Origin of the sequence: Delftia sp. K82, assembly GCF_002193035.1 — a bacterium.
In the GTDB taxonomy this organism is placed as follows: Bacteria; Pseudomonadota; Gammaproteobacteria; order Burkholderiales; family Burkholderiaceae_C; genus Comamonas; species Comamonas acidovorans.
In genome coordinates, this window is record NZ_MYFL01000001.1 from 299,750 (window position 1) to 325,006 (window position 25,257).

The following is a 25,257-nucleotide window of genomic DNA, read 5'->3' on the forward strand; positions in this document are numbered from 1 at the left end:
CCACGCAGATCGAGGCCTCTGCTGCAGGTATGGATTCCATCTATATCAACGTGGAAACAGTGGCACCGACGTTGCGTCTGCAGTCAGTTCCGGCTTCGTTGAAAGCCGGGCAGAAAGCGAATTCCATCTATGTGTCTGCCGAAGTACCCGGAGCCTATTGGTCAACAAGCCAATATCCGTCAAATCCCCTGACCATCACCTTCACCAGTTCCGTTCCTTCCATAGGCAACGTCACAGACACCGTGACCTGGAACGCCAACACTGGTAGTTCTACCTACGCCACCTTCACGGCCGTCGCCCCCGGTACCACCCAGATCACGGCCAGTTCGCCCGGGTTCACGCCTGCCATCAGTGCGTCGATCACGGTGAATCCATAAGAAGGAGATGACCATGCAACGCTCCCGATTTTTCCAACATGCCCGCTCCGTCCTGTCGGAGCCCGGCTGGCTCAACCCGCTGACAGTGCTGCAGCGGCGGTCCGTGGCGGCATTGGCCGTCGTCCTGGGCATGAGCACGGCCATCGCAGCCGATACGGCCCAGCTGACCATTGCCGATGGCGTGATCGTCAAATTCGGCCAGGGCGCCGGCATCAGCGTGCGCGGCGGCCTGCACACGGGATCTGCCGTTGTGCTGACCAGCAGTCACGACGACTCGCAACTGGGCCCGGTGCAGCCGCAGGGGCCGCAAACCCGGGCGCCGCAGGCCGGCGACTGGCTGGGTGTGCTGGTGGCACCTGAAGCCCTTCCCGCCAACCTGAAGCTGGATGGCCTGTCCATCCACCATGCCGGTGGTACCGATGGCTTGCCAACCCATATGGCAGGAGGTGCGGGTTTGGTGCTGGCGGGCGCCAGCTACAGCTTCGACCGGCTGCAACTTGCTGGCAACGCCGTTGGCATCCGCATCGTCGGCAGCGGCATCCCCCGCATCACACGCTCGCGTATCACAGGCAACGGCGTGGGTCTGCTGGCCGAGCAGGGGGCCACCCCGTACATCGGTGAATCCGATATTTCGGGCAACACCCAGTTCGGCATACGCAACACCAGTCCGTCCAGCATCGTTCAGGCCAAGGGTAACTGGTGGGGCCATGCTAGCGGCCCGCGCGATGCGGTGGCCAACCCTGCAGGCCAGGGCAATGCCGTCAGCACGGGAGTGGACTATGGCGCCTACCTGACGGCCGAGCCCGTACTGGCCTGCACCATCGTTCCCACGCAAGGCTATGCCACGCGCGTGCGTGCCGTGGAGCTGCGTCTTGACTGCCCGCAGGCCTCGCAATTCCGTCTGCAGGAAAGCGATCAGTTCGAAAGTGCTGCATGGCAGAGCATGACGGGCCACCCCATGCTGGCAAGCTACACGCTGTCCCTGGGGGCGGGGGACAAGATGATCCATGTGCAGTTCCGTACGGCACAGGGCGGCGTCAACCAGTTCTCGCTGGCACAACCCATTGCCTACGCACCTGAAGGCCCTTTGGTGCAGTTCGACCAGCCAGCCGCTGGTGCCGTGCTGGAGCAGGACACGACCATCGCCATCAACGTGACCGATCCTGAAGGCGTGCAGCAGGTGGAAATCCTGGTGGATGGCCAGCGCCTGGCCCTGCTGACCGAAGCACCTTTCCAGACCACCTGGGCGCTGGCTGCCGTGCGCAACGGCAACTACACCCTGCAGGCCAGGGCCACCAATGGCATAGGCCTGAGCAACACGGCAACGCGCCCCGTGCAAGTGCAGAAAAAGGGTGGTCAAGGTCCGGTCATCACCGCCACTTTGGCAGGCGCGGCGCTTGTGCCCGATGCGACCATTTCCGCCGCAGGCGAATTGGCCGTGTCCGCGCAAAGCCCCATCGGCATTGCCAACGTCAAGGCCACCATCAACGGCCTGCAGATCTTCGAGCGCAGCGGTGGCAACACCAGCCCTTTCAACCACAGCCAGTTCATCGACTTTGCACAACTGCCCAATGGCGCGCATCGGTTCAGCATCACCGCCACCGACTCGGACGGCATTGCGGCCGTGCTGGACATACCGTTCACGCTCAGTCTCAGCGCACCACCTGCCCCGGTCATTGCGCAGCCCGTCAACAACGCACAGGTGTCCACGCCGCAACTGGCCGTCTCCGGCACGGCCATGGCGGGCTCGCAGGTGCAGCTGTATCTGGGCGGCCAGGCCGTGGGCAGCCCGATGGCCGTGCCAGCCAATGGCGGCTTTTCCGGCAGCCTGACCCTGCCAGCCGAAGGCGCGCACCGCATCGAAGCGACGGCCAGCAATGCGCGCGGCACCAGTCCCAGGAGCGCGGCGGTTGCCGTGACCTATGCCATCGCGGCTCCGACGGTGAACTTCACCGTGCCGGGCCAGGATGCCACTGTTGTCGGCAGCACGGCCGTAGGTGTCGCCGCCTCGGCACCGGACGGCATTGCCAAGGTCGATTTCTTCGCCAATGGCAGCCTGATCGGCTCGGCCACGCAGGCTCCGTTCAGCGTGCAGTGGGACACGTCGGGCGTGGCCAACGGTGCCCTCACGCTCAGGGCCGTGGCCACCAGCAAGGCAGGCAAGACCGGCGAAGCCACGCGCGCCGTCACCGTGAACAACAAGCCGCCCGAGCCGGAGCAGCCCAAGACGCCCTATACGGGCACGGTCAGCTCCGTCAGCCCGGCGGTCTCGTACGGCGCGCAGCGCGTCGTCATTGCCGGTGCCGCCGTATCACGCGCCAGCGGGCAGCCCATGGCCAACGCAGCATTGCGCATGGTGCTGGACATCTCGGGCTTCAAGCGGCGCATAGGCATCGCCACCGACGACAGCGGCCAGTACCGCTACGAATTCGTGCCCACGGCCAATGACAACGGCACCTACATCGTCTCCGTCATCCATCCGGAAGAGGCCACCACCACCGAGCAGGGGCGCTTCACCATCAACCGGCTGAGCTTCGACCTGGCCAGCTACCAGCTCACCGCGCCGCGCGGCTTTGCCGCCAGCATCACGGTCAACGCGCGTGCCAGCGCGGGCACGGGCGCCACTGGCGTGCGCTGGGCCGTGGTTCCGGCACAGCAGCCCAGCGGCAGCCTGCCGCCGGGCATCAGCGTGGAGCCGGGTGCGCCGGTCAATGTGGCAGCAGGCGCCTCGGTGCCAATGGTTATCCGCTTCACGGGCAGTGCATCGGCCGGGGAGACGGGCACCGTCGTGCTCACGGCCTACGCCAGCGAGACAGGGGACACGCCCCGGGGCAGCTTCACCATCCACTACCGGCTGGTGCAAGCCTTGCCCGAGCTGTTTGCCAACCCCACCTACATAGAAACCGGGGTACAGCAGGAAAAAACCGTCACCGAAAGCATCACCATCGGCAACCGTGGCCTGGTGGCGGCCCAGGACGTGAAGGTTCAGCTGGTGGACAAGGATGGCCGGGCCGCGCCTTCCTGGATCTTCCTGTCCAGCGCCAGCCACATCGGCGCCGTGGACGTGGGCGCCCAGGTGCCCATCCAGGTCACGGCCAGCCCGGGCAAGGACGTGGCCGACGGCATCTACAACTACCGACTGCAGATCACGGCCAGCAACCAGGGCACGGGCACCATACCCGTCTCGGTGGCCGTCACGCAAAGCGGGCAGGGCGGGCTGAGCTTCCATGCCACCGACCTGTTCACGGAAACGCTGGACGCGGGCGGCAAGCCCATACCGGGCGTGGCCAACGTGCGCATCCGCCTGCAAAACGATGCCGTGCTCACCTATCTGCGCACCCTCACTACGGACGCGCAGGGCAAGGCCGTGCTCACCGACCTGCCGCCCGGCACCTACACCTACCGCGCCAGCGGCCCGCGCCATGCCGACAGGTCGGGCCGCATCTTCGTGCGCCCGGGCGTCACCACCTCGGAGCGCGTGCACCTGCAGTACCAGACCATCAGCATCGACTTCAGCGTGACGGAAACCACCATCAAGGACGAGTACCAGATCACCCTGGAAGCCACCTTCCAGACCCAGGTACCGGCCCCCGTGGTGCTGCTGGAGCCCCTGTCCATCAGCCTGCCCGAGCTGCAGGTGGGCGAGGAATTCACGGGCGAGCTGACGCTGACCAACTACGGCCTGATCCAGGCCGACAAGGTCGTCTTCACACCGCCGCAGTCCGACGAGTACTACCGCTACGAATTCCTGGCGGACATCCCCAAGACCCTGGCCGCCAAGCAGCGCGTGGTCATTCCCTACCGCATCACGGCCGTCAAGCTGCACCCGCGCAGCATGGGCTTCAGGCAGGCACGTTCGGCGGAGATGGGTGCCGTGCAGAGCATCGTGGTGAATGCGCGCAATGCAGGCAGCTGCTCGTCCTATGCGCAGTGGGCCACGGCGGAATGTGGCTGGGTCTGTGCCAATGGAGAGGAAGAAACGCGCACGGTTTCCTCCACATTCGGTCGGCTGGTCGGGGGGGCTTGTGGCGGTGGCTCTGGTGCAACTCCTCCTTGGCAGCCCGACACCAGATGCCAGGTGATCAATGGCCGTGAGTATTGCGGCCCAGGCTACCCGGGCTGGGGCGGGGCAGGCGGCGGTGCGCAAGGAACCCCGCTGCCGCTGGCCCCCGAATGCACGCCCACCTGCCGTGGCCAGTGCTGCGCAGGCGGTGGCGCGGGCCCCGGTGGGGGAGGCTCGGGCGGAGGCGGTTCGGGCGGCGGAGGCGCAGGAGGTGGAGGCGACTTCCGCTAATGCAAAAAGTATTCACCACACATCAGCCACGACCGGGCATCGCCCGGCCGTCAGCCCAAGAGATGCATTCAACAAGGCAAACGATTCGCGAGACGAGAGGGGAAGAAATGAGAAACAGAAAACATGCTGTGCACGGTTGGCTGTGCGCAGTCCTTGCAGCAGCAAGCCTGCTGCCATCGATGGTCAACGCGCAGGACTACTCCAGTCCCAGTGCCTTCACCCGCCCGGGCGATCCCGGCTACTCCCTCACCACCCAGGCCAGCGAACCCCAGGTGCGCTGGATCAACGGCGAATACACCGAAACCCACATCGACCTGCGCGTACAGGTCCTGGGCGGCCCGCTGGACATCGCGCGCAGCTGGAGCCAGGGCCGCTGGTGGCTCAACCCGGCCTGGGCGCCTTTGAACTTCGAACTCGACCCGCTGGGCCGTGACGCCCGGCTCATCGAACGCGCAGGCGTCCTCTACGAGCGCAGCGGCCAGGCCGACCTCTACATCGCCAAGGGCAAGAACAACGCGCCCGTCTTCATCAAGCGGCTTGCCGAAGGCGGCAGTGCCCAGAACCCGCAAGCACAGTGGCGCTGGTACGACCGCCTGGGCAACAGCATCGACTACGACGCACAGGGCCGCATCCTGGGCTACGCCAACACTAACGGCATCAGCGTGCGCTTTGCCTACGACAGCGCCACGCGGGCCCGCATCCTGGACCACCATGGCGGTACCGTCTACACGGCCACCCTGACCAATGGCCTCATCACCCGCATCGAAGACCGGGCCGGGCGCAGCGTCAGCTACCAATGGAATGGGCAGTTGCTCACCCAGGCCACCGACGTCATGGGCCAGCGCTGGAGCTACACCTACGACGGCAACGGCCAGCTCACCAGCCGCACCGACCCCCTGGGCGCCCAGGTCACGGTCCAGTACAGCCAAAGCATCCCTGCCCCCGCACCGCTGCTCACCCTGGGCGCCGCCGGCAAGGTCCTGGACCCCACGGGCACCAGCGGCACCACCAGCAAACTCGCCAACCTCTGGGGCGGTGGCCGTGTCGGCAAATTCGATGGACAGGGCTGCGCCTCCACCGGCAAGAACCAGTACCTGCGAGAAAAACGCCAGTTCCTCGTCACCTACCTGGACTGCCGGGGCAACACCACCGTCTACCTCTACGACCGTGAAGGCAACGAGCTCGAAAAAACCTTCAACGGCAAACCCGCAGCAAAAAACCTCTGGGACGGCAACTACCAGACCCGCGCCATCGACACGCGGGGCCTGACCACCACCACCCACTACGACTACAACTACCAGCCGCTGCAGATCATTTACCCGGATGGCAGCCGGGACCAATACGAATACGAGCCCGTGCGCGGCCTCAGGACAAAGCACATCAACCAGGGCGGCATTACCAGCACCTGGACCCATGACGACAAAGGCCGCGTCACCAGCTGGACCGAAGCCCTGGGTCGGCCCGAACAACGCACCACGCGCTACCAGTACGACAGCTACGGTCAACTGACCAGCCGTAGCACGGGCGCGGGCGACGGCACAGGCGAAGACAGCAGAACGACCACCTACCGCTACGACAACAACGGCAGCCTGATCGAAGCCACCGCCCCGTTGGGCCACAGCAGCAAAGCCAGCTACAACGCAGCAGGTCTGCCCGCCACGCAGACCGATGCCCTGGGCAACACCACCACGCTGAGCTTTGATGCCGCAGGCCGGCTGACCCAGACTACGAACGCCCTCGGCCAGAGCACAGTCCACCAATACGACGCCAGGGGGCGACGCACCCAGAGCATTAGCGCAGCAGGCAGAACCCAGCAAACCCGCTACGACCCGCAAGGCCGGGTCATCGAAACCATTGCCCCCGGCCAGACCCAAGGTGCAGGCACACGCATCACCTATGACAGCACGGGCCTGCCCCTGAGCACCACCAGCCCCAGCGGCCTTGTCACGCAGACCACCTATGACAGCCGGGGCCGCATCGCCAGCAGCATCGATGCGGCAGGCAACACCATCGGCTACGAATATGGGGAAGACGGCAGTCCGCTGGCCGGCCTGCTCATCGCCACCCAGTACCCCACGTACAAGGAGACCTACCAGTACGACCAGAACGGACGGCAAACCGCCGTCACCCAACACCTGGCGAATCCCTCGACGCCGGACCAGACCCGCACCCAACACCAGCAATACGACAACCTGGGCCAGAGGGTCGCCAGCATCGACCCGGCAGGCCGCTCCACTGTCTATGAATACGACGGCCTGGCTCGCCTCGTCAAAACCATCGACCCCATGGCCCAGGCCACCAAGCAGACCTGGAACGCCCATGACCAGCTCACCAGCCTGACCGACGCCAAGGGCAACACCCACAAATTCGAATACGACAAGGCAGGGCGCCTGATCAAGGAAACCCGCCCCATGGGCGGCGCCATTCTGTATGCCTACGATGCCGCAGGCCAACTGACACAACGCACGGACGCAGGCGGCAACACGCGTAGCTACGCCTATGACAAGGCTGGCCGCATGGGGCAGGAAGAGCACAGGCTCCAAGGCAAGGAAACAGACCAGAAGATTAGCTATCAATACGACGCAGACGGCCTGCTCACCGCCTACGAACAAAAGGACGGCCAGCAGAACCTGATCAGCAGCGCCACCTACGACAAGGACGCGCAAGGAAGAACCACCCAGAACAAGGTGACCTACGGCAAGGTGGACAACACGGGCAGCTTCAGCTTCACGGTGGGGCAGAGATACAACGCTGATGGTAATTTATCGGGAAATGTATATCCAGATGGGAGTGAAAGCCTTTTTAATTACAAAGAAGGTAGATTGATAAATATTAATCTGCCGAATCATAAGAAAATCATCTACGAAGATTATCAATGGATGCTTCCGCTGAAGACGACAATGCCAGGTGCGGTGAAGAAGATTAAATTGGATGTGCTGCAAAGACCATTGTCTATAGAGATATATGGGTCTATGGATCGGCCATTGACTAGCCTTATTTATGAATATGATGTGGCGGGTAATGTATCAGGAATAAAAAGCGACTTGGGTGCGACAAAATATAGCTATGATGCTTTGGACAGAGTCGCTAGTGCAGTACCGCAGAAAGAATTACAGGATTTAGGTGTTCCGAATGAGGCATACCAATATGATGCCTTGTATAACCGAACTTACAGCACTCACCAGCCTGGCCAATGGAAGTACAATGCGGACAACCAGTTAATTGCTTACCCAAGGTTGCTGCCTTTCAAAAAATCGCAACAACCTACTCAGACTGAGGTTAGTTACACCCCTCAAGGACATGTGGCAAAGGAAATAAACTCTGAAGGAGCGATTGCCTATATTTACAATGCCGCGGAGCGATTGACGCAGTACGTCAGTGCATCTAAAGATTTAAACGTGCCGCACATTAAATCGCATTATCGCTACGATCCTTTTGGTCGACGAATTAGTAAGAAAGTTGATGAAGGTGGAAATCTAAAAGTAGATTACTTTATTTATGGAGACACGGGCTTGTTGGGAGAGGCTGATGAAGATGGAGATTTTGTTAAAGCATACGGATTCAATCCTTTGGCGATTCAGAATGGACTTTGGAGTACAGATCCGATTTGGCAAGCTAATTTGGATGGTCAGAGTTTAGAGTCCGGCAAAACTGAATTTATTTATCTGCATACAGATCACTTGGCTACGCCAATTTTAGGTACGGATCAATATGGCTCGGTTGCATGGCGTTCTGTATCAGAGGCGTATGGTGCTGCAGGAGTGTTGGCCGGAGGGGTGGAAATGAATCTGAGATTTTCAGGTCATTATTTTGATAGAGAAAATGGGGGGTATTATAATTTTAATAGAAATTACCGACCATGGACTGGTGGTTATTATCAGGCTGATCCAATAGGGCTTATGGGCGGGGTGAATTTGTATTTGTATGCGCATGGGAACCCTCTGTCCAATGGGGATGCCGAAGGGCTGTGCACTTTAAAGAGTGCATATTGGGCAACAAGGCCGACTACATTTCAGCGCTCAATCTCTTTTGTGGGAGTTTCAGAGATCCACTCTCCAAAGATTTCAAACATGCTGACAATATATATGTTTGAGGGGATTTTTAACGCGAAAGCCAGAGTTGTTGCACACGTAACATGTGTGCAGGATTGCTGTGGTCAAGAAAGCAGAAGTCTGGTTACCATTGATGTCCCTGTTTCCAGGAATTTTACAGTTCCAATCGGGTTTAATCCTGTATCTGCGTGGTTTGGACCAAAAGGAATGATGGCCATGCTTATGGCGGAGGGGGCTGCTTCGTCTGGATACTTGAAGTTCGGAGCTGATGTTCTGAAGATTATTAAGGAAATTAATGATAAAGGTCCAGCGGCTATATGTACGGGAGGCGTATGAATAGAGTTAAGTATGGTATTCTCGTTTTTCTGATATATTTGGCGGCGATTATATTTGCAATTTTCTTGCATAAGGTAAATAGTGATTCTAGTCTTTTGATATTCTTGCTCGGATGCTGTGTAGTTCCATTTTATTATGCGCATTTTTTGTCAGGCTATATAGTTGGTTTGAATAATGTTGCTGATAGATTTAAGGGGAATCTTTTGGTGAATATCAAATTCTTAAAATATTTATATGATGGAAATCTTGTTGTTTCATCCAAATTGATGGTTATTGAGTTCTTCTTGTCTTATGTGGGGGGCATTGTTGGCATAGTGGTTGCGTTTGTTCTGCGTAATTGATATGCTCACCTAGTGAGCGGAAACCGAGACCGACATATCAGCTACCAATACGATGCCGACGGCCTTCTCACGGCCTACGAACAAAAGGACTGCCAGCACAACCTGTTTAGACTGGCTAACGCCACCGATCCACGAAGCGCGCGCAGATGATCGCTGCCGCCAATTTCAGCAGCGCTTCGTGGATATCCAGCCGTCGTTTAAAGCGGATTCGCAGCTTGCCAAAGCCTGCAAACCAGCTGTGCGTCCTCTCCACCACCCACCGGTGTTTGCCCAGCCTCTCGCTGCTCTCAATGCCTCGTCTGGCAATTCGGCCAATGATGCCCCGCTGCCTCAGGTGGGCTCGGCATCGCTTGAAGTCGTAGCCTTTGTCGGCGTGCAGCTTTGCCGGTTTTCTACGGGGACGTCCTGGCAGGCCAGCAATCGCAGGAATTGCGTCCACGCACCTCTCGAACATCTTGGAGTCGTGCCGGTTCGCGCCGCTGATCACCAGCGGGATGCCTCTGGCATCTACGATGATGTGACGCTTGGAGCCAAGCTTGCCTCTGTCCGTGGGGTTTGGGCCCGTTTCCTGGCCCCCCGGGGGCTTGGTACCGAGGAGCCATCAATGCTGGCCCTGCTCCAATCGATTTGGTCATGTTCACGCAAGCGAGTCAGCATGGCTTGGTGCAGCTGCTCCCAGACACCAGCGGCATTCCAGTCGCGCAGCCGCCGCCAGCAAGTCATGCCGCTGCCGTAGCCCAGGGATTGGGGAAGGTCTTCCCATGGAATGCCTGTTTGCAGCACGAACAAGATGCCGTTGAGGGCAGCTTCATCGCTGACTGCGAGTTTGCGCGCACCGCCTTTGGCAGAAGGCACGAAGGCTGGGATCAGGGGTTGTAGCTGTCGCCACAGTTCTTTGCTAACGGGTCGTCTTGCCATGAGGGCAGCGAGCATAACTGCTCTGCGGGGGCCTGTGACGAAGTGGTGTTAGCCACTCTAAGAGACGGGGACTCATTACCATGCAGGATGCGCAGGATAAATTGAAGGCTTGCAGCATGACTATAACCATCATCGCCCGCACGGTTTGCTTGGCCACCTGACTCTAAGCGAATTCGTCAAAAAGAGGTTGGATCAAAAAATGGAAAGTCGCTCAACTCCAGTTTTGAAGCGACCTAATATGTGGGAAATGCCAGCGATAAATCTCATCGCGGAAAATCCGACGCCCGAGTGGGGGGGGGGGGAAGCCACCGATGTAGCGAGCCACTCCTTTCGTGATGCGCAATTCATCCACATTGGCATTTAGGTACGAATCACCATACCCAAGACTTTGCCCAAACTGCGTAATGAGGGCTGAGTTGTTCAAATCACGTGAAAGTGTCAATCGATTCATCTCTACTCCATTGCGGTAGCTGTAGAGCTGATTGCCTAGGCGCGAAACGGCAAAGTGAGCCCATTGATTCTGTGCCACATCATGCAGCCCCATGCTAAACCATGCGTTGCCCGCTGTTGGACTGGCATATTGAAAACCAATTTCTGCATCGTTGTTGATGATGCTGTAGTCATGATCGGCTCCGCTGGTTCTTTTGGAAAGCACCGTGCCGTACAGTGACGTTCCACTCCAGGCTCGCAAATACAGCCAAAACTCAATGGTGAAGTCTGAGCTGGAGAGATTCATGTCTTCCGAATATGGAACATGCAACATCGATCCGCTGCCATTAAAGCGCACGCTCGCAGTGCCTACTTTTTTAACATCCCCCATCGTGAGCACCGTACCGCTTCTGGATACATTTTTCCCCGTCTCTTCGAAAAAGGTGGTTCCAGAATTCTCGCCGTCAAAATGCATCAGCAGTACGACTGCACCAACCCCCATTTCGACGTCAAATGACTCCAATACATTGCTGTCGGGATCAAAAGCCTGAACCGAGAACTTGTAGTACCCATTGGCAGCGGTACTCACGCCGCTGATGAGGCCTTGCGCATTCAGCGTCAGCCCGTCCGGTAGTGTTCCTGCAGCAAGCATCCAGACAACAGAAGAAGATGCAGACGAAACAACTTGGCCGGAAAGCTGGCTGAAATAGCTCTCTCCCCGTGCCGCAGAAACCAGAAGGCGCTTGTCCGTCGGCACCGACACTGTCGTCTCGCCACGCACGACGAGGGTTGCGAGTACAGAGGAGAAGTTCTCGGCGTGAGCGGTCAAACGGGTCGCACCGGCAGCCAGACCGGTCACATCAAAACTCGCACATTGCTGTCCAGCCTGCACGACAACCGATGCAGAGACATTCAGTATTGAAGGATTTACCACTGTCAGCTGAACGGGGACGTCGCGAGCTTCGGGATTCGGCAGACACACAGTCATGGTAGTGCGAACGCCTTGATTGAGCACGGCACTCGAAGGCGCCAGACTTAGCAAAGGCATATCTCGCACTTCAACCTGAGCCTCCGCAATGCCCAGACTGGCATGACTGACGGTGATTTTCGCGAGGCCAAGATTGTTTGCTTGAACTTTAAGATCCGCGCTATGTTGCCCCTCCGGAATGAAGATGCTGGTGCTTGTTGAGGCAACTGAAGGATTGCTGCTGCCTGCGTCCAGGGTTACGCCGCCAGAAGGCGCCGCTGTATCGATTGATATCTGAAGAGAGCTTTCAGTACCAGGATTGAGTTTGAGGCTGGCGGGCTTAATAGCAAGAGCCTCTTGACCCACATGAATCAAGCCCTGTTGTACGAGATAGGGAATGCCCAGCAAACCCCAAGTTATTGAATTTCGGATATGGCCAGATGGCACAACGATCGCATTCAGAAGATTTCCGTAAGCCGAGTTGCCGTTTCCCACGGGAGAAGACTCCAGATCCATTATCACTGCAGGCGCGTTGTGATGATGAATGATCGTATTGGATATTTGTGGGGACGACGCCTCGATGGCGATACCCGCACCATATTCGAAATGTACATAGACCAACCGTGTCAGCGAATTGTCGGTGCCAGCAGTAAAACGCCATGTCCCCCAATCCCCTGCAGCGGGAGTGCTTTCGGCGGAGGTAATCACGATCGGTTTGGTTGAGGTGCCAACAGCGTTGAAAGCACCTTTTTGAAGAGTGAAGCTGGCATCCCGTGCCATGCGAATCGTCACACCGGGCTCGACGTTCATGGTTGCGTCATTGCCCAGCACGACGGCGCCTTGGAATGTATAAGGCGACTGTGCGGCGCGCAGTGTGATATTGCTTTCAATGCGGCCAGTGATTTCTGTGAGGCTTTGGGCTATAGATTGACTGCTGCTCGCCAGCATTGCGAGCAGCAAAAGAAATTTAGCGCCAGCTTGACGGGCTATGCGCTTCACTTTGAACAATTCACTCACCGCACGACCTCTGTGTGTTGAACCAACCGGAACGCGAGTATGGATGAAGTACAGTCCACATACCCATTCTTGGTATTTGTTGGTTGTCGTTTTTTTGCAATATGCGGGCCATGGCTTTTGCGTTCCGCCGGAATCGGCTGGGCCGGACTTCTTGAAGAGTGAAATTGACGGCCGTGACCCTTCATCGGGAATACCTGCGTCGGCGAGCGGCGGTGATCAGCGAACCAGATGCTCACGCAGCAGCCTGTTCATGTCCGCAAAAATAGGATTGGTCTGACCGTCATGCCTTTTCGCGGGCAGAGTCTGGAGGGCTTGTGAAGGAAGCCGATCCAGGGCCGATTCAAAGGCTCCTTGCCTGCGACCCGCAACAGACGCCGCAAGGGTTATGAACGATCAATTCCATCTGGCTGGCGCGATGCAAGCGCTGCACTGTTGAAGGGCGTTTGCTCGCCTGCCAGCACGCCTGCCCTTCCATGATCCGTATGCCAGAGCGGGTAGACGGTCCGCCGTGATGTTGCGCCCAAGGGCGCCAAAGCCGCGCTCTCCACACAGCTACAGTACAAACCCTAGAATCCCCCGACGACTGCGCCACGCCGCGTTCGCTGTTGCGCCGGCCCACAAGCCGGCCCCAAGAGAGAGCCAAGTCCTCCGATCCCGAAGTCTTGCAGAACGATCTGCCGCTGCACGCTCATCCGTTGCCGTGGCATCCACCGCGCCGTCCTGCTGTTCGATCCCTGGAAAAAAACCATGACTACGCTTGACCAAGCGCAGCCGGGCATGGCCCCTGCTGTTGCGACCGCACGTCCTCTCAACCGACAGGACTACAAGACCCTGGGCCTGTCGGCCCTGGGCGGCACCCTGGAGTTCTACGACTTCGTCGTTTTCGTTTTCTTCGCCAACGTCATCGGCAAGCTGTTCTTCCCGGCCGAGATGCCGGACTGGCTGCGCCAGCTGCAGACGCTGGGCATTTTTGCGGCGGGCTACCTGGCCCGGCCCATCGGCGGCATTCTGATTGCGCACTTTGGCGACATCCTGGGCCGCAAGAAGATGTTCACGCTGTCCATCTTCCTGATGGCCGTGCCCACGCTGGTGATCGGCCTGCTTCCCACCTATGCCGCCATCGGCATTGCCGCGCCGATTTTGCTGCTGGCCATGCGCGTGCTGCAGGGCGCGGCCATTGGTGGCGAGATGCCGGGCGCCTGGGTCTTCGTGGCCGAGCATGCGCCGGCGCGCCACTATGGCTTTGCCATCGGCTCGCTGACTTCGGGCATCACGGGCGGCATCTTCCTGGGCTCCATCATCGGTGTCTGGCTCAACAGCACCTACAGCGCCGAGGAGATCCACGACTGGGCCTGGCGCATGCCCTTCATCCTGGGCGGCGTGTTTGGCCTGGTATCGGTCTACCTGCGCAAGTTCCTGCACGAGACACCCATCTTCCAGGAGCTGATGGCACGCAAGCAGGCCGACCGCGAACTGCCGCTCAAGACCATCGTGCGCGACCACCGCCAGGCCTGCGTGCTGGTGGCGCTGATGACCTGGGTGCTGTCCACGGCCATCGTGGTGGTGGTGCTGTTCACGCCGGCCTATCTGCAGAAGGTCTTCCACATCGACGCGGCCCTGGCCATGAAGGCCAATGCCGTGGCCACGGTGACGCTGACGCTGGGCTGTGTGTTCTGGGGCTGGCTGTCCGACCGGATGGGCACGCGTGTGGCCATGGTCACGGGCTGGCTGGGCATGACGGTGACGGCCTATGCGTTCTATCTGAACCTGCCGGGCACGGCGTCCTCGCTGGTGTGGAGCTACGCGCTGGTGGGCTTTTTCGTGGGCAGCATTGCGCTGCTGCCGGTGGTGGGCGTGCGCGCCTTCCCGGCCGAGGTGCGTTTCACGGGCCTGTCCTTTGCCTACAACATGGCCTATGCGGTGTTCGGCGGCATGACGCCCATGCTGGTGTCCGTGTGGCAGCAGGTGGATGTGATGGCGCCGGCCCACTATGTGGCGGCCATGGGCATCCTGGGCGCGGCCATCGGCTTCTGGCCCCTGGCCTGCCATGGTTGGCAACCCAGGCGCGGCTGAGCTTGGCAGTGGAATGAAGGGCAGCATGGCTGCCCTTTTTCTTGGGCGCCGCATGGATCGCTGACAATCCTTTCATGAGCACCACGCGACAAGAACTCCTGGCCCACTTCGACGGTTTGCTGCAGCCCGAGCGCTTCAAGGACTACGGTCCCAACGGCCTGCAGGTGGAGGGGCGCGGCGAGATCCGCCGCATCGTCAGCGGGGTGACGGCAAGCCGGGCGCTGATTGAGGCGGCCATCGAGGCGCAGGCCGATGCCATCTTCGTGCACCACGGCCTGTTCTGGCGCGGCATGGATGGCCGCATCACGGGCTGGCTCAAGGAGCGCATCCGCCTGCTGCTGGCCCATGACATCAATCTCTTTGCCTACCACCTGCCGCTGGATGCCCATCCGCAATGGGGCAACAACGCGCAGCTGGGTGTGCAGCTGGGGCTTGAGGGCCAGGCAACGTTTGGCGAGCAGAACCTGGGCTGGATGGCCGCGGCGGAGTTTGCCGACGCGGCGGCGCTGGGCAGGCATGTGGAGCAGGCGCTGGGGCGCACGCCTGTCTGCGTGGGGGGAGAGCGCTTGCGCTCCATTCACCCCATTCGCCGCATTGCATGGTGCACGGGCGGCGCGCAAGGTTTCTTCGAGGCCGCGATTGCCGCTGGGGCCGATGCCTTCATCACGGGCGAGATTTCCGAGCCGCAGGCGCACCTGGCGCGCGAGACGGGCGTGGCCTTCCTGGCTGCCGGCCACCATGCGACCGAGCGCTATGGTGCGCCGGCCCTGGCGGGGCAGGTGGCATTGGAGCTGGGGCTGGAGCACCGTTTCATCGAGATCGACAATCCGGCCTGATGCTGGCCTGTTAGTGGCCCACTATTGGCCCGCCCAGGGGTCGAGGCCTTTTGCTGCAAGCGTGGTGCGAATGACCGGCTTGCCTGACCCGGATACTGAAAATGCCTGATTCCACACAGTCCACGGCCTTGATGGCCATCACCCAGGGCGACTCTGCCGGGGTGGGGCCCGAGACCATCGCCAAGGCGTTCATGGGCGCGCCCGAGCAGATGCGCGGCTGCTTCGTCGTCGGCGAGTTGCAGACGCTGCGCCGGGCAGCCGCCGTGGCGGCGCGTGCGCGCGATGGCGACAACGCCATTCCCATGCCCGTGGCCGTCATCGAGTCGGCTGAGCAACTGTGGCAGGTTCCGCCCCAGTGCATTCCTTTGCTGGAGCTGCCCGGGCTGCCCGGTCCTGCGCCCTGGGGCCAGGTGAGTGCCAGCGCCGGTGACGCGGCTGCGCGCTGCGTGGTCTGGGCCGCGCGGGCTGCCTTGCGAGGCGAAATCGCGGCTCTTGTGACGGCGCCCCTGCACAAGGAGGCGCTGCATGCTGCGGGCGTGGACTTTCCTGGTCATACCGAGCTGCTGCAGTTCGAGGCTGCGCAGCATGCGGGTGTGGGCCTTGACCGCATGCCGGTGCGCATGATGCTGGCCAATGATGAGTTGCGGACGGTGTTGGTCAGCATCCATACCTCGTTGCGCAAGGCGATCGATGCGGTAACGAAGGACAACCTGCTGCAGACCTTGCGCATCACGCATGAGGCCCTGTCGCGCAGCCTGGGCCGCCCACCGCGGATCGGTGTGGCAGGGCTGAACCCGCATGCGGGCGAGGGCGGCCTGTTCGGCAGCGAGGAGGTGGAGATCATTGCCCCGGCCATCGCCCAGGCGCGTGCCGAGGGCCTGGACGCCCATGGACCTTTTGCGCCCGATACGGTGTTCATGCGCGCCCGCAATGCGCCCGGCCACCCCGGCGAGTTCGACGTGGTGCTGGCCATGTACCACGACCAGGGACTGATTCCCGTGAAGTACCTGGGCGTGGAAAAGGGCGTGAATGTCACATTGGGGCTGCCGCTGGTGCGCACCAGTCCGGATCACGGCACGGCTTTCGATATTGCAGGGCAGGGCCTTGCAGAGGCGAGCAGCCTGATTGAGTCCGTGCGAATGGCGCGCAAATTGGCGGCTTGAATGGCTAGCCCAAGCATCGGGAATCTGCAGTAATGGAAAACGCCCGTGGCAACCATGCCACGGGCGTTTTGATTTGCGTCAAAACACGAATTTCAGCGCTTGAGGCTGTCGCGAATCTCGCGCAGCAGCACGATGTCTTCAGGTGTGACGGGGGCCGGCGCGGGGGCGGCCGGGGCCTCGCGGCGCAGGCGGTTGATCTGCTTGACCATCATGAAAATGATGAAGGCCAGGATGATGAAATTCACCGCCACCGTGATGAAGTTCCCATAGGCAAATACGGGGACGCCGGCCTTCTTGAGGGCATCGAGCGTCATCGCTGTTCCGGGGGGCACGCTGCCCAGTACGACGAACAGATTGGAGAAGTCCAGCTTGCCGAAAACCAGGCCAACGACCGGCATGATCAGGTCGTTTACCACGGAATCGACGATTTTGCCAAACGCTCCGCCGATGATGACGCCCACGGCGAGATCTACCACGTTTCCCTTAACTGCGAACTCACGAAATTCCTGCATCATGCCCATGGCTGGCTCCATCTGGAAAGAGTTTGAGATAGCGCAGTATTGCGCGGCTTTGGAGCCTGTCAATGTCGGAGTCGGTATGGAATAACCATACTCGCCCCGCTACAATTTATTGTTGACCCCAACTCAAGCGACGTAGTTCGAGGAACCCCATGAGTGACACTCCAATCGACTCCAGCAAGCGGACGTGGATCATCACGTCGGCGTGTGCTGGCGCGGTGGGCGGCGTGGCGACAGCCGTCCCGTTCGTGAGCACCTTCCAGCCATCCGAGAAGGCCAAGGCCGCCGGGGCTGCAGTGGAGGTCGATATCTCCGCACTCAAGGACGGCGAGAAGCTCACGGTCGAGTGGCGCGGCAAGCCAGTCTGGATCATCAAGCGCACGCCGGAACAGATCAAGGAACTGCCCGAGCTGGACAGCCAGCTGGCCGATCCCCAGTCCAAGCGCCACCCTGAAGAGTTCACGCCGCCCTACGCGATGAATGAAGCCCGCTCGATCAAGCCCGAAGTGCTGGTCGTCGTCGGCATCTGCACGCACCTGGGCTGTTCGCCTTCCGACAAGTTCCAGCCCGGCGCGCAGCCTTCGCTGCCCAATGACTGGAAGGGCGGCTTCCTGTGCCCCTGCCATGGCTCGACCTTTGACATGGCTGGCCGTGTCTTCAAGAACAAGCCGGCCCCCGACAACCTGCAGGTGCCACCGCACATGTACCTGTCGGAGACCAAGCTCCTCATCGGTGAAGACAAGGCTTGAGGGAGACAAGAACAATGGCCCACGAATTCAAGGACATCGATCCGAACGCGCCTGCGGGCGCCAAGCTCACGAACTGGTTCGAGAACCGTTTTCCAACGGCTTTCGACGCCTACCGTGTGCACATGTCGGAGTACTACGCTCCGAAGAACTTCAACTTCTGGTACATCTTCGGCTCGCTGGCGCTGCTGGTGCTGGTGATCCAGATCGTCACCGGCATCTTCCTGGTGATGCACTACAAGCCGGACGCCGAGAAGGCGTTCGCCTCGGTCGAGTACATCATGCGCGATGTGCCCTGGGGCTGGCTGATCCGCTACATGCACTCCACGGGCGCGTCGGCCTTCTTCGTCGTCGTCTATCTGCACATGTTCCGCGGCCTTCTGTACGGTTCGTACCGCAAGCCGCGTGAACTGGTCTGGATCTTCGGCTGCGCCATCTTCCTGGTGCTGATGGCCGAGGCCTTCATGGGCTACCTGCTGCCCTGGGGCCAGATGTCGTACTGGGGCGCACAGGTGATCGTGAACCTGTTCTCGGCGATCCCCTTCATCGGCCCTGACCTGGCGCTGCTGATCCGTGGGGACTACGTGGTGGGCGATGCCACGCTCAACCGCTTCTTCAGCTTCCACGTGATCGCCGTGCCCCTGGTGCTGCTGGGCCTGGTCGTGGCCCACTTGCTGGCGCTGCACGACGTGGGCTCCAACAATCCGGACGGCATCGAGATCAAGGGCCCCAACGCGCCCAAGGACGCCAAGGGTCATCCGCTGGACGGCATCCCCTTCCATCCCTACTACACGGTGCACGACATCTTCGGCGTGACGGTGTTCCTGTTCCTGTTCTCGGCCGTGGTGTTCTTCGCGCCCGAGTTCGGCGGCTACTTCCTGGAGTACAACAACTTCATTCCGGCCGATCCGCTGAAGACGCCTTCGCACATTGCGCCGGTCTGGTACTTCACGCCGTTCTACTCGATGCTGCGTGCCATCACCAGCGAGATGATGTATGTGCTGATCGCCTGCGTGTTGCTGGGTGCGGGCTTTGGCGTGCTCAAGTCGCGCCTGCCGGCCGCCGTCAAGGGCGTGGTCGCCATCGTGGCCCTGGGCGTCATCGCCATGATGCTGTCCATCGACGCCAAGTTCTGGGGCGTGCTGGTGATGGGTGGCGCCGTGATCATCCTGTTCGCGCTGCCCTGGCTCGATTGCAGCCCGGTCAAGTCCATCCGCTACCGTCCGAGCTGGCACAAGTACCTCTACGGCATCTTCGTGATCAACTTCGTGATCCTGGCCTATCTCGGTGTGCAGCCGCCGTCGCCCATCGGCGAGCGCGTGTCCCAGGTCGGAACGCTGTTCTACTTCGGCTTCTTCCTGCTGATGCCCTGGTGGAGCCGCCTGGGCAAGACCAAACCCGTTCCCGATCGTGTGACGTTCAAGCCGCACTGAAGCTGGAGAGAACAACAATGAAGAAACTGATTCTCACGTTGATCGCGGCCCTGGGCATCATGACCGGTGCACAGGCTTCCGAAGGCGGCATCGCCTGGGACAAGGCCCCGGGCAAGACCAATGACACGGCATCGCTGCAAAACGGCGCCAAGCTGTTCGTCAACTACTGCCTGAGCTGCCACTCGGCTGCATTCATGCGCTTCAACCGGCTGCAGGACATCGGACTGACCGAGCAGGAAATCAAGGACAACCTGCTGTTCACCACCGACAAGGTGGGCGAGACCATGAAGGCGGCCATCAACCCGAAGGAAGCCAAGGAGTGGTTCGGTGCCAATCCACCGGATCTGACGGTGATCGCGCGCTCGCGCGCAGGCCACAACGGCACGGGTGCCGACTATCTCTACACCTTCCTGCGCACCTTCTACCGCGATGACACCAAGGCCACGGGCTGGAACAACCTGGCCTTCCCCAGCGTGGGCATGCCCCATGCACTGTGGCAACTGCAGGGCGAGCGCCGTGCCATCTTCGAAGAAGCCGAAGAGCACGGCGTGAAGACCCAGGTTTTCAAGGGGTGGGAGCAGGTCTCTCCCGGCTCCATGAGCCCAGTGCAGTACGATCAGGCAGTTGGCGATCTGGTGAACTACCTGCAATGGATGGGTGAGCCGGCACAGAACAGCCGCATCCGCATTGGCGTGGGCGTGCTGCTTTTCCTGGCGGTCTTCATCTTCATTGCATGGCGCCTCAACGCCGCGTTCTGGAAAGACGTCAAATAAAACCGTGACTGCAGAAGGTCGTGCAAGCGATTGCGCGGCTGAACTGTGTGCAGAGTGGGCGCCGCGAGCGACCCACTCTTTTTGATTTTTAGGAGCCTCCACCATGATGGTGCTTTATTCGGGAACGACCTGCCCCTTTTCACACCGTTGCCGTTTCGTCCTGTTCGAAAAAGGCATGGACTTCGAGATCCGCGATGTGGACCTGTTCAGCAAGCCTGAAGACATCAGCGTGATGAACCCGTGCGGCCAGGTGCCCATCCTGGTCGAGCGCGACCTGATCCTGTACGAATCGAACATCATCAACGAGTACATCGACGAGCGCTTCCCGCATCCCCAACTGATGCCCGGCGACCCGGTGGACCGCGCCCGCGTGCGCCTGTTCCTGCTGAACTTCGAGAAGGAACTGTTCGTGCACGTGAGCACGCTCGAGGAGCGCAACGTCAAGGGCAACGAAAAGGCCATCGAAAAGGCGCGCGCTCACATCCGCGACCGCCTGACGCAACTGGCTCCCGTGTTCCTCAAGAACAAGTACATGCTGGGCGAGAACTTCTCCATGCTGGACGTGGCCATTGCCCCGCTGCTGTGGCGCCTGGACTACTACGGCATCGAGGTGTCCAAGAACGCCGCCCCGCTGCTCAAGTACGCCGAGCGCATCTTCTCGCGCCCTGCCTACATCGAAGCGCTGACGCCTTCCGAGAAGGTGATGCGCAAGTAATTCGCATCGGTTGACGACTGATTGCGCGGGCAGGGAAGGCGGTCAACCGATCGCCATATCCTGCCCGTTTTCGTATTACGACCACTCTTTTCCTGGGATCGTCATGACTGCCCCCGAAGCAACTTCCACCCGCCCCTACCTGATCCGGGCCCTGTACGAGTGGTGCACCGACAACGGCTTCACACCCCACATCGCAGTGCGCGTGGACCGCAACGTGCAGGTGCCGCGCGAGTTCGTGCGCGACGGCGAGATCGTGCTCAACGTCAGCTACGACGCCACCAGCGGCCTGCAAATGGGCAATGACTTCATCAGCTTCACGGCCCGCTTTGGCGGCAAGCCACGCGAAATCATGGTGCCTGTCGAGCAGGTGATGGCCATCTACGCACGGGAGACCGGCCAAGGCATGGCTTTCCCGGCGCCGGAGTCGGATGCCGACAACGACAACGACAACGAAGTTTCGGTCGAGCAGGAATCCGATGAGCCTGTGTCGCAGGGCGCAGTTGCTGAAGTGCCGGCCGAGCCAGCTGCCGACGAACGCGTGGTGCAGCTGGTGAGTATCCAGAGCGAGGGTGATGATGAAGAGCCCCCGCGCACGCCGCCGCCCTCGGGCACGCGGCCCTCGCTGAAGCTGGTGAAGTAGGTTTTTCGTACCCTGGGCCTGTGATCACGCGTGCAAGCGGGCTCGCAAGCGCCAGGAACGGCTGAAGCAGTCTTTTTCTGCGCTAGAATTCGTGCTTCGCCGGTTTAGCTCAGTTGGTAGAGCACCCGCCTTGTAAGCGGTAGGTCGTCAGTTCGAATCCGACAACCGGCACCAAAAGGTCTCCTTCGGAGGCCTTTTTTCATTGCTTTCTTCATTTCCGGCCGCGTTTTTTTCAGCGGCCGATCAGGCCTGCACTTTGAGCCGGATCTCGGTCACATCCCACCCCTTGGTGCGCAGGTGGGCTGCCATGGCGGGCAGCAACTGGCGGATCTTGGCGGCGGCCGCATTGTTTCGCACCAGCAGGCACCAGGTGCTGCCCTCGATGGGGCCCGCCTGCAGGCTGGCGCGCAGCAGCGGCGGCACCAGGGGCAGGATGGCCGTCAGGCGATTGCTGGAGTCCCGGGTGAGCTGTGCGAGCCGCGCCAGCGTGGGCGAGTTCTCGACGGCGTGCAGGGCGGTGACGGCGTGGTGGCGGCGTGTGAAGGTCATGGGCTTGAAGGGCTGGACTGGCAGCGTTGGCATGCGCCGGCCCGGAGGGTCGTTATAGCAGCATCTGCGGGGTGGCGCGGGTCCGGGGATTCGGGTTCGGGGCTGTGCGACTGCATGCGTCGGCCTGCCTGAAAGAGGGTTGGACAGAGGCAGTTAGAATCAATTGTTCGGTTCTCGCTTCGGCCCGGTCGCATGTGTTCTTCAGAAGAGCACTTGCAGGCAGGTGGAGCGGCCCCATCTGAAATCCAACAATCTAGGGATTCCAGGCACACCGCAGTCCGCTTCAGCGGGCGGCGGTGTGTCTTTTTCGCATGGCCACCAACTTCCTCACCAAACTATTCGGCAGCCGAAACGATCGGCTTCTCAAGCAATACCGCAAGACGGTTGTTCGCATCAATGCGATGGAGCCCGACTACGAGAAGCTCAGCGACGAGGCTCTGCGTGCAAAGACGCAGGAGTTCAAGGAACGTGTGGCCAAGGGCGAGTCGCTGGACGACCTGCTGCCCGAAGCCTTCGCCGTGGTGCGCGAGGGCTCCAAGCGCGTCATGAAGATGCGCCACTTCGACGTTCAGCTGCTGGGCGGCATGGCGCTGCACTACGGCAAGATCGCCGAAATGCGCACCGGCGAAGGCAAGACGCTGACCGCCACGCTGCCGGTCTACCTGAACGCACTGTCGGGCAATGGCGTGCACGTGGTGACCGTGAACGACTATCTGGCCAATCGCGATGCGACCTGGATGGCCAAGCTGTACAACTTCCTCGGACTGTCGGTGGGCATCAACCTGCCCAACATGCCGCGCGAGGAAAAGCAGGCCGCCTACAACAGCGACATCACCTACGGCACCAACAACGAGTACGGCTTCGACTACCTGCGCGACAACATGGTCTACGAGTCGGGCGACCGCGTTCAGCGCGTGCTCAACTACGCCATCGTCGACGAGGTGGACTCCATCCTGATCGATGAGGCCCGCACGCCGCTGATCATCAGCGGCCAGGCCGAAGACCACACGGCCATGTACGTGGCCATGAACAAGATCGTTCCCAACCTGGTGCGCCAGGAAGGCGAGGCCGACCCGCGCACCGGCGAAGGCGTGACCAAGCCCGGCGACTTCACCGTGGACGAGAAGAGCCACCAGGTGTTCCTGACCGACCAGGGCTACGAGGCCGCAGAGCGCCTGCTGGGCCACGCCGGCATGATTGCCGAGGGTGCCTCGCTGTACGACCCGGCCAACATCACCCTGGTCCACCATCTCTACGCGGCGCTGCGTGCCAACAACCTCTACCACCGTGACCAGCACTATGTGGTGCAGAACGGCGAGATCGTCATCGTTGACGAGTTCACGGGCCGCCTGATGGCTGGCCGGCGCTGGAGCGACGGCCTGCACCAGGCGGTCGAGGCCAAGGAAGGCGTGACCATCCAGGCCGAGAACCAGACCATGGCCTCGATCACCTTCCAGAACTACTTCCGTCTCTACGGCAAGCTGGCTGGCATGACGGGCACGGCCGATACCGAGGCCTACGAATTCCAGGAAATCTATGGTCTCGAGACCATGGTGATTCCGCCCAACCGTCCCAGCAAGCGCGACGACCAGCTCGACCGTGTCTACAAGACCACGCGCGAGAAGTACGAGGCGGCGATCCGCGATATCCGCGAATGCCATGAGCGCGGCCAGCCCGTGCTGGTGGGCACGACTTCGATTGAGAACTCCGAAATCATCGACGAGCTGCTCAACAAGGAAAACCTGCCCCACCAGGTGCTCAACGCCAAGCAGCACGAGCGCGAGGCCGACATCGTGGCCCAGGCCGGTCGTCCCGGCATGATCACCATCGCCACCAACATGGCCGGCCGCGGCACCGACATCGTGCTGGGCGGCAACATCGAAAAGCAGGTGGCTGCTGTCGAGGCCGATGAATCCCTGTCCGAAGCCGAACGCCAGCAGCGCATCGAACAAATGCGCGCCGACTGGAAGATCGAGCACGACAAGGTCTCGGCCCTGGGTGGCCTGCGCATCATCGCCACCGAGCGCCATGAATCGCGCCGTATCGACAACCAGCTGCGTGGCCGTTCGGGCCGCCAGGGCGATCCCGGCTCCTCGCGCTTTTACCTGAGCCTGGACGATGCGCTGATGCGCATCTTCGCGGGCGACCGTGTGCGCGCCATCATGGATCGCCTGAAGATGCCCGATGGCGAAGCCATCGAAGCCGGCATCGTGACCCGCTCCATCGAAGGTGCGCAGCGCAAGGTCGAGGCCCGCAACTTCGACATCCGCAAGCAGCTGCTCGAATACGACGACGTGTCCAACGACCAGCGCAAGGTGATCTACCAGCAGCGCAACGAGATCCTCGACGCCTCGGACCTGTACGAGATGATCACGGTGATGCGCGACGACGTGGTGTCCGATCTGGTGCGCCAGTACGTTCCTGCCGAGTCCATGGAAGAGCAGTGGGACCTGGCCGGTCTGGAAAAGGCGCTGGAAAGCGAATGGCGCATCCAGCTGCCGCTGCAGTCGCAGGTGCAGTCCGCGCACGCCATCACCGACGAGGAAATCCTCGAAAAGGTGCTGCAGGCCGCCCGCGAAGTGTTCGATGCCAAGGTCGAGCTGATCGGCCGCGAGAACTTCACGCAATTCCAGCGCGCCGTCCTGCTGCAAAGCTTCGACACCAACTGGCGTGACCACCTGTCTGCACTCGACTATCTGCGCCAGGGCATTCACCTGCGCGGCTATGCGCAAAAGCAGCCCAAGCAGGAATACAAGCGCGAGGCCTTCGAGCTGTTCCGCCAGCTCATCGACCAGGTCAAGACCGAAGTCACGCGCGTGCTGATGACCGTGCAGGTGCAGTCGCGCGAACAGGTGGAGCAGGCCACCGAGGCCCTGGAGCAGCGCAGCGCCCACAGCCTGGAGCACATGACCTATGGCGCTCCGTCGGATGGCGACATCGGTGGCTCCGTCGAAGACGAGCCGCTGGAGCTGCCCGAAGGCGCTCGCGTGGGCCGCAATGATCCCTGCCCCTGCGGCAGCGGCAAGAAGTACAAGCAGTGCCACGGCAAGCTGTCCTAAAGCTCCCCCTGAGTCGCTTCG

At 60.9% G+C, this 25,257-nt stretch carries 17 protein-coding genes and 1 tRNA gene; 14 read left to right on the forward strand and 4 right to left on the reverse strand.

The genetic code is table 11. The features are described from left to right. The 4 genes from KDK82_RS31660 to KDK82_RS31670 form a co-directional block, all read left to right on the forward strand. Positions 1–377, forward strand: a 377-nt coding sequence (locus tag KDK82_RS31660; RefSeq protein ID WP_218827061.1) for a hypothetical protein, incomplete at its 5' end; no start/stop codon positions are given. Positions 378–390: 13 nt separating this feature from the next. Beyond that, entirely contained in the window at positions 391–4,671 is a 4,281-nt protein-coding gene (locus KDK82_RS31665) for an Ig-like domain-containing protein (RefSeq protein WP_179217833.1), read from the forward strand. Further along, entirely contained in the window at positions 4,671–9,059 is a 4,389-nt protein-coding gene (locus KDK82_RS01315) for an RHS repeat-associated core domain-containing protein (RefSeq protein ID WP_143343373.1), read from the forward strand. Before KDK82_RS31665 ends, KDK82_RS01315 begins: the two co-directional genes overlap by 1 nt. Next, entirely contained in the window at positions 9,056–9,400 is a 345-nt protein-coding gene (locus tag KDK82_RS31670; protein WP_143343374.1) for a hypothetical protein, read from the forward strand. The genes KDK82_RS01315 and KDK82_RS31670 overlap by 4 nt, the downstream gene beginning before the upstream one ends. A gap of 115 nt (positions 9,401–9,515) precedes the next feature. Here KDK82_RS31670 and KDK82_RS01320 read toward each other — a convergent pair. Together KDK82_RS01320 and KDK82_RS01325 are read right to left on the reverse strand one after the other, a co-directional pair. Continuing rightward, positions 9,516–10,318, reverse strand: a protein-coding gene (locus KDK82_RS01320) for an IS5 family transposase (protein WP_088163849.1) whose coding sequence is annotated in 2 segments (ribosomal slippage) — positions 9,516–9,988 and positions 9,988–10,318 — 804 coding nt in all. Because the reading frame shifts where the segments join, the coding sequence is not laid out codon by codon here. 211 nt (positions 10,319–10,529) lie between these two features. Then, positions 10,530–12,731, reverse strand: a complete 2,202-nt coding sequence (locus KDK82_RS01325; protein WP_143343375.1) for a LamG domain-containing protein — start codon at positions 12,729–12,731, stop codon at positions 10,530–10,532. Positions 12,732–13,478: 747 nt separating this feature from the next. On the opposite strand from KDK82_RS01325, the gene KDK82_RS01330 reads away from it, so the two are divergent. The 3 genes from KDK82_RS01330 to pdxA all read left to right on the forward strand — a co-directional run bounded on the left by KDK82_RS01330 (position 13,479) and on the right by pdxA (position 16,803). After that, complete coding sequence (locus KDK82_RS01330; RefSeq protein ID WP_088163851.1) at positions 13,479–14,804, forward strand: MFS transporter; 1,326 nt, start codon at positions 13,479–13,481, stop codon at positions 14,802–14,804. Positions 14,805–14,878: 74 nt separating this feature from the next. Next, complete coding sequence (locus KDK82_RS01335) at positions 14,879–15,640, forward strand: Nif3-like dinuclear metal center hexameric protein (RefSeq protein WP_088163852.1); 762 nt, start codon at positions 14,879–14,881, stop codon at positions 15,638–15,640. A gap of 101 nt (positions 15,641–15,741) precedes the next feature. Then, on the forward strand, positions 15,742–16,803 hold the full coding sequence (pdxA, locus tag KDK82_RS01340) for a 4-hydroxythreonine-4-phosphate dehydrogenase PdxA (protein WP_088163853.1): 1,062 nt from the start codon (positions 15,742–15,744) through the stop codon (positions 16,801–16,803). 92 nt (positions 16,804–16,895) lie between these two features. Here the strand turns inward: pdxA and mscL are convergent, their stop codons facing one another. Next, positions 16,896–17,324, reverse strand: a complete 429-nt coding sequence (gene mscL / locus KDK82_RS01345) for a large conductance mechanosensitive channel protein MscL (RefSeq protein ID WP_012207302.1) — start codon at positions 17,322–17,324, stop codon at positions 16,896–16,898. A gap of 149 nt (positions 17,325–17,473) precedes the next feature. On the opposite strand from mscL, the gene petA reads away from it, so the two are divergent. The 6 genes from petA to KDK82_RS01375 all read left to right on the forward strand — a co-directional run bounded on the left by petA (position 17,474) and on the right by KDK82_RS01375 (position 21,802). Continuing rightward, positions 17,474–18,070: a ubiquinol-cytochrome c reductase iron-sulfur subunit gene (petA, locus tag KDK82_RS01350; RefSeq protein WP_012207301.1), complete on the forward strand. Its 597-nt coding sequence runs from the start codon at positions 17,474–17,476 to the stop codon at positions 18,068–18,070. Between the two features lie 14 nt (positions 18,071–18,084). After that, complete coding sequence (locus KDK82_RS01355; RefSeq protein WP_013800811.1) at positions 18,085–19,500, forward strand: cytochrome bc complex cytochrome b subunit; 1,416 nt, start codon at positions 18,085–18,087, stop codon at positions 19,498–19,500. A 17-nt stretch (positions 19,501–19,517) separates the two neighbouring features. Then, positions 19,518–20,273 (forward strand): cytochrome c1, encoded by a 756-nt coding sequence (locus tag KDK82_RS01360; RefSeq protein ID WP_012207299.1) that lies wholly within the window; start codon positions 19,518–19,520, stop codon positions 20,271–20,273. 103 nt (positions 20,274–20,376) lie between these two features. Then, positions 20,377–20,988 carry a glutathione S-transferase N-terminal domain-containing protein gene (locus tag KDK82_RS01365; RefSeq protein ID WP_088163854.1) on the forward strand — a complete coding sequence of 204 codons (612 nt, stop codon included), beginning with the start codon at positions 20,377–20,379 and terminating at the stop codon, positions 20,986–20,988. A gap of 103 nt (positions 20,989–21,091) precedes the next feature. Beyond that, positions 21,092–21,628, forward strand: a complete 537-nt coding sequence (locus KDK82_RS01370; RefSeq protein WP_088163855.1) for a ClpXP protease specificity-enhancing factor — start codon at positions 21,092–21,094, stop codon at positions 21,626–21,628. 98 nt (positions 21,629–21,726) lie between these two features. Beyond that, positions 21,727–21,802 (forward strand) — tRNA-Thr (locus KDK82_RS01375). Between the two features lie 69 nt (positions 21,803–21,871). On the opposite strand, the gene KDK82_RS01380 is transcribed toward KDK82_RS01375, so the two are convergent. Further along, positions 21,872–22,177 carry a hypothetical protein gene (locus tag KDK82_RS01380; protein ID WP_034396930.1) on the reverse strand — a complete coding sequence of 102 codons (306 nt, stop codon included), beginning with the start codon at positions 22,175–22,177 and terminating at the stop codon, positions 21,872–21,874. Positions 22,178–22,488: 311 nt separating this feature from the next. Here KDK82_RS01380 and secA point away from each other — a divergent pair, with 311 nt between their 5' ends. Then, on the forward strand, positions 22,489–25,236 hold the full coding sequence (gene secA, locus KDK82_RS01385) for a preprotein translocase subunit SecA (RefSeq protein ID WP_013800813.1): 2,748 nt from the start codon (positions 22,489–22,491) through the stop codon (positions 25,234–25,236). The last annotated feature ends 21 nt before the right edge of the window (positions 25,237–25,257 follow it).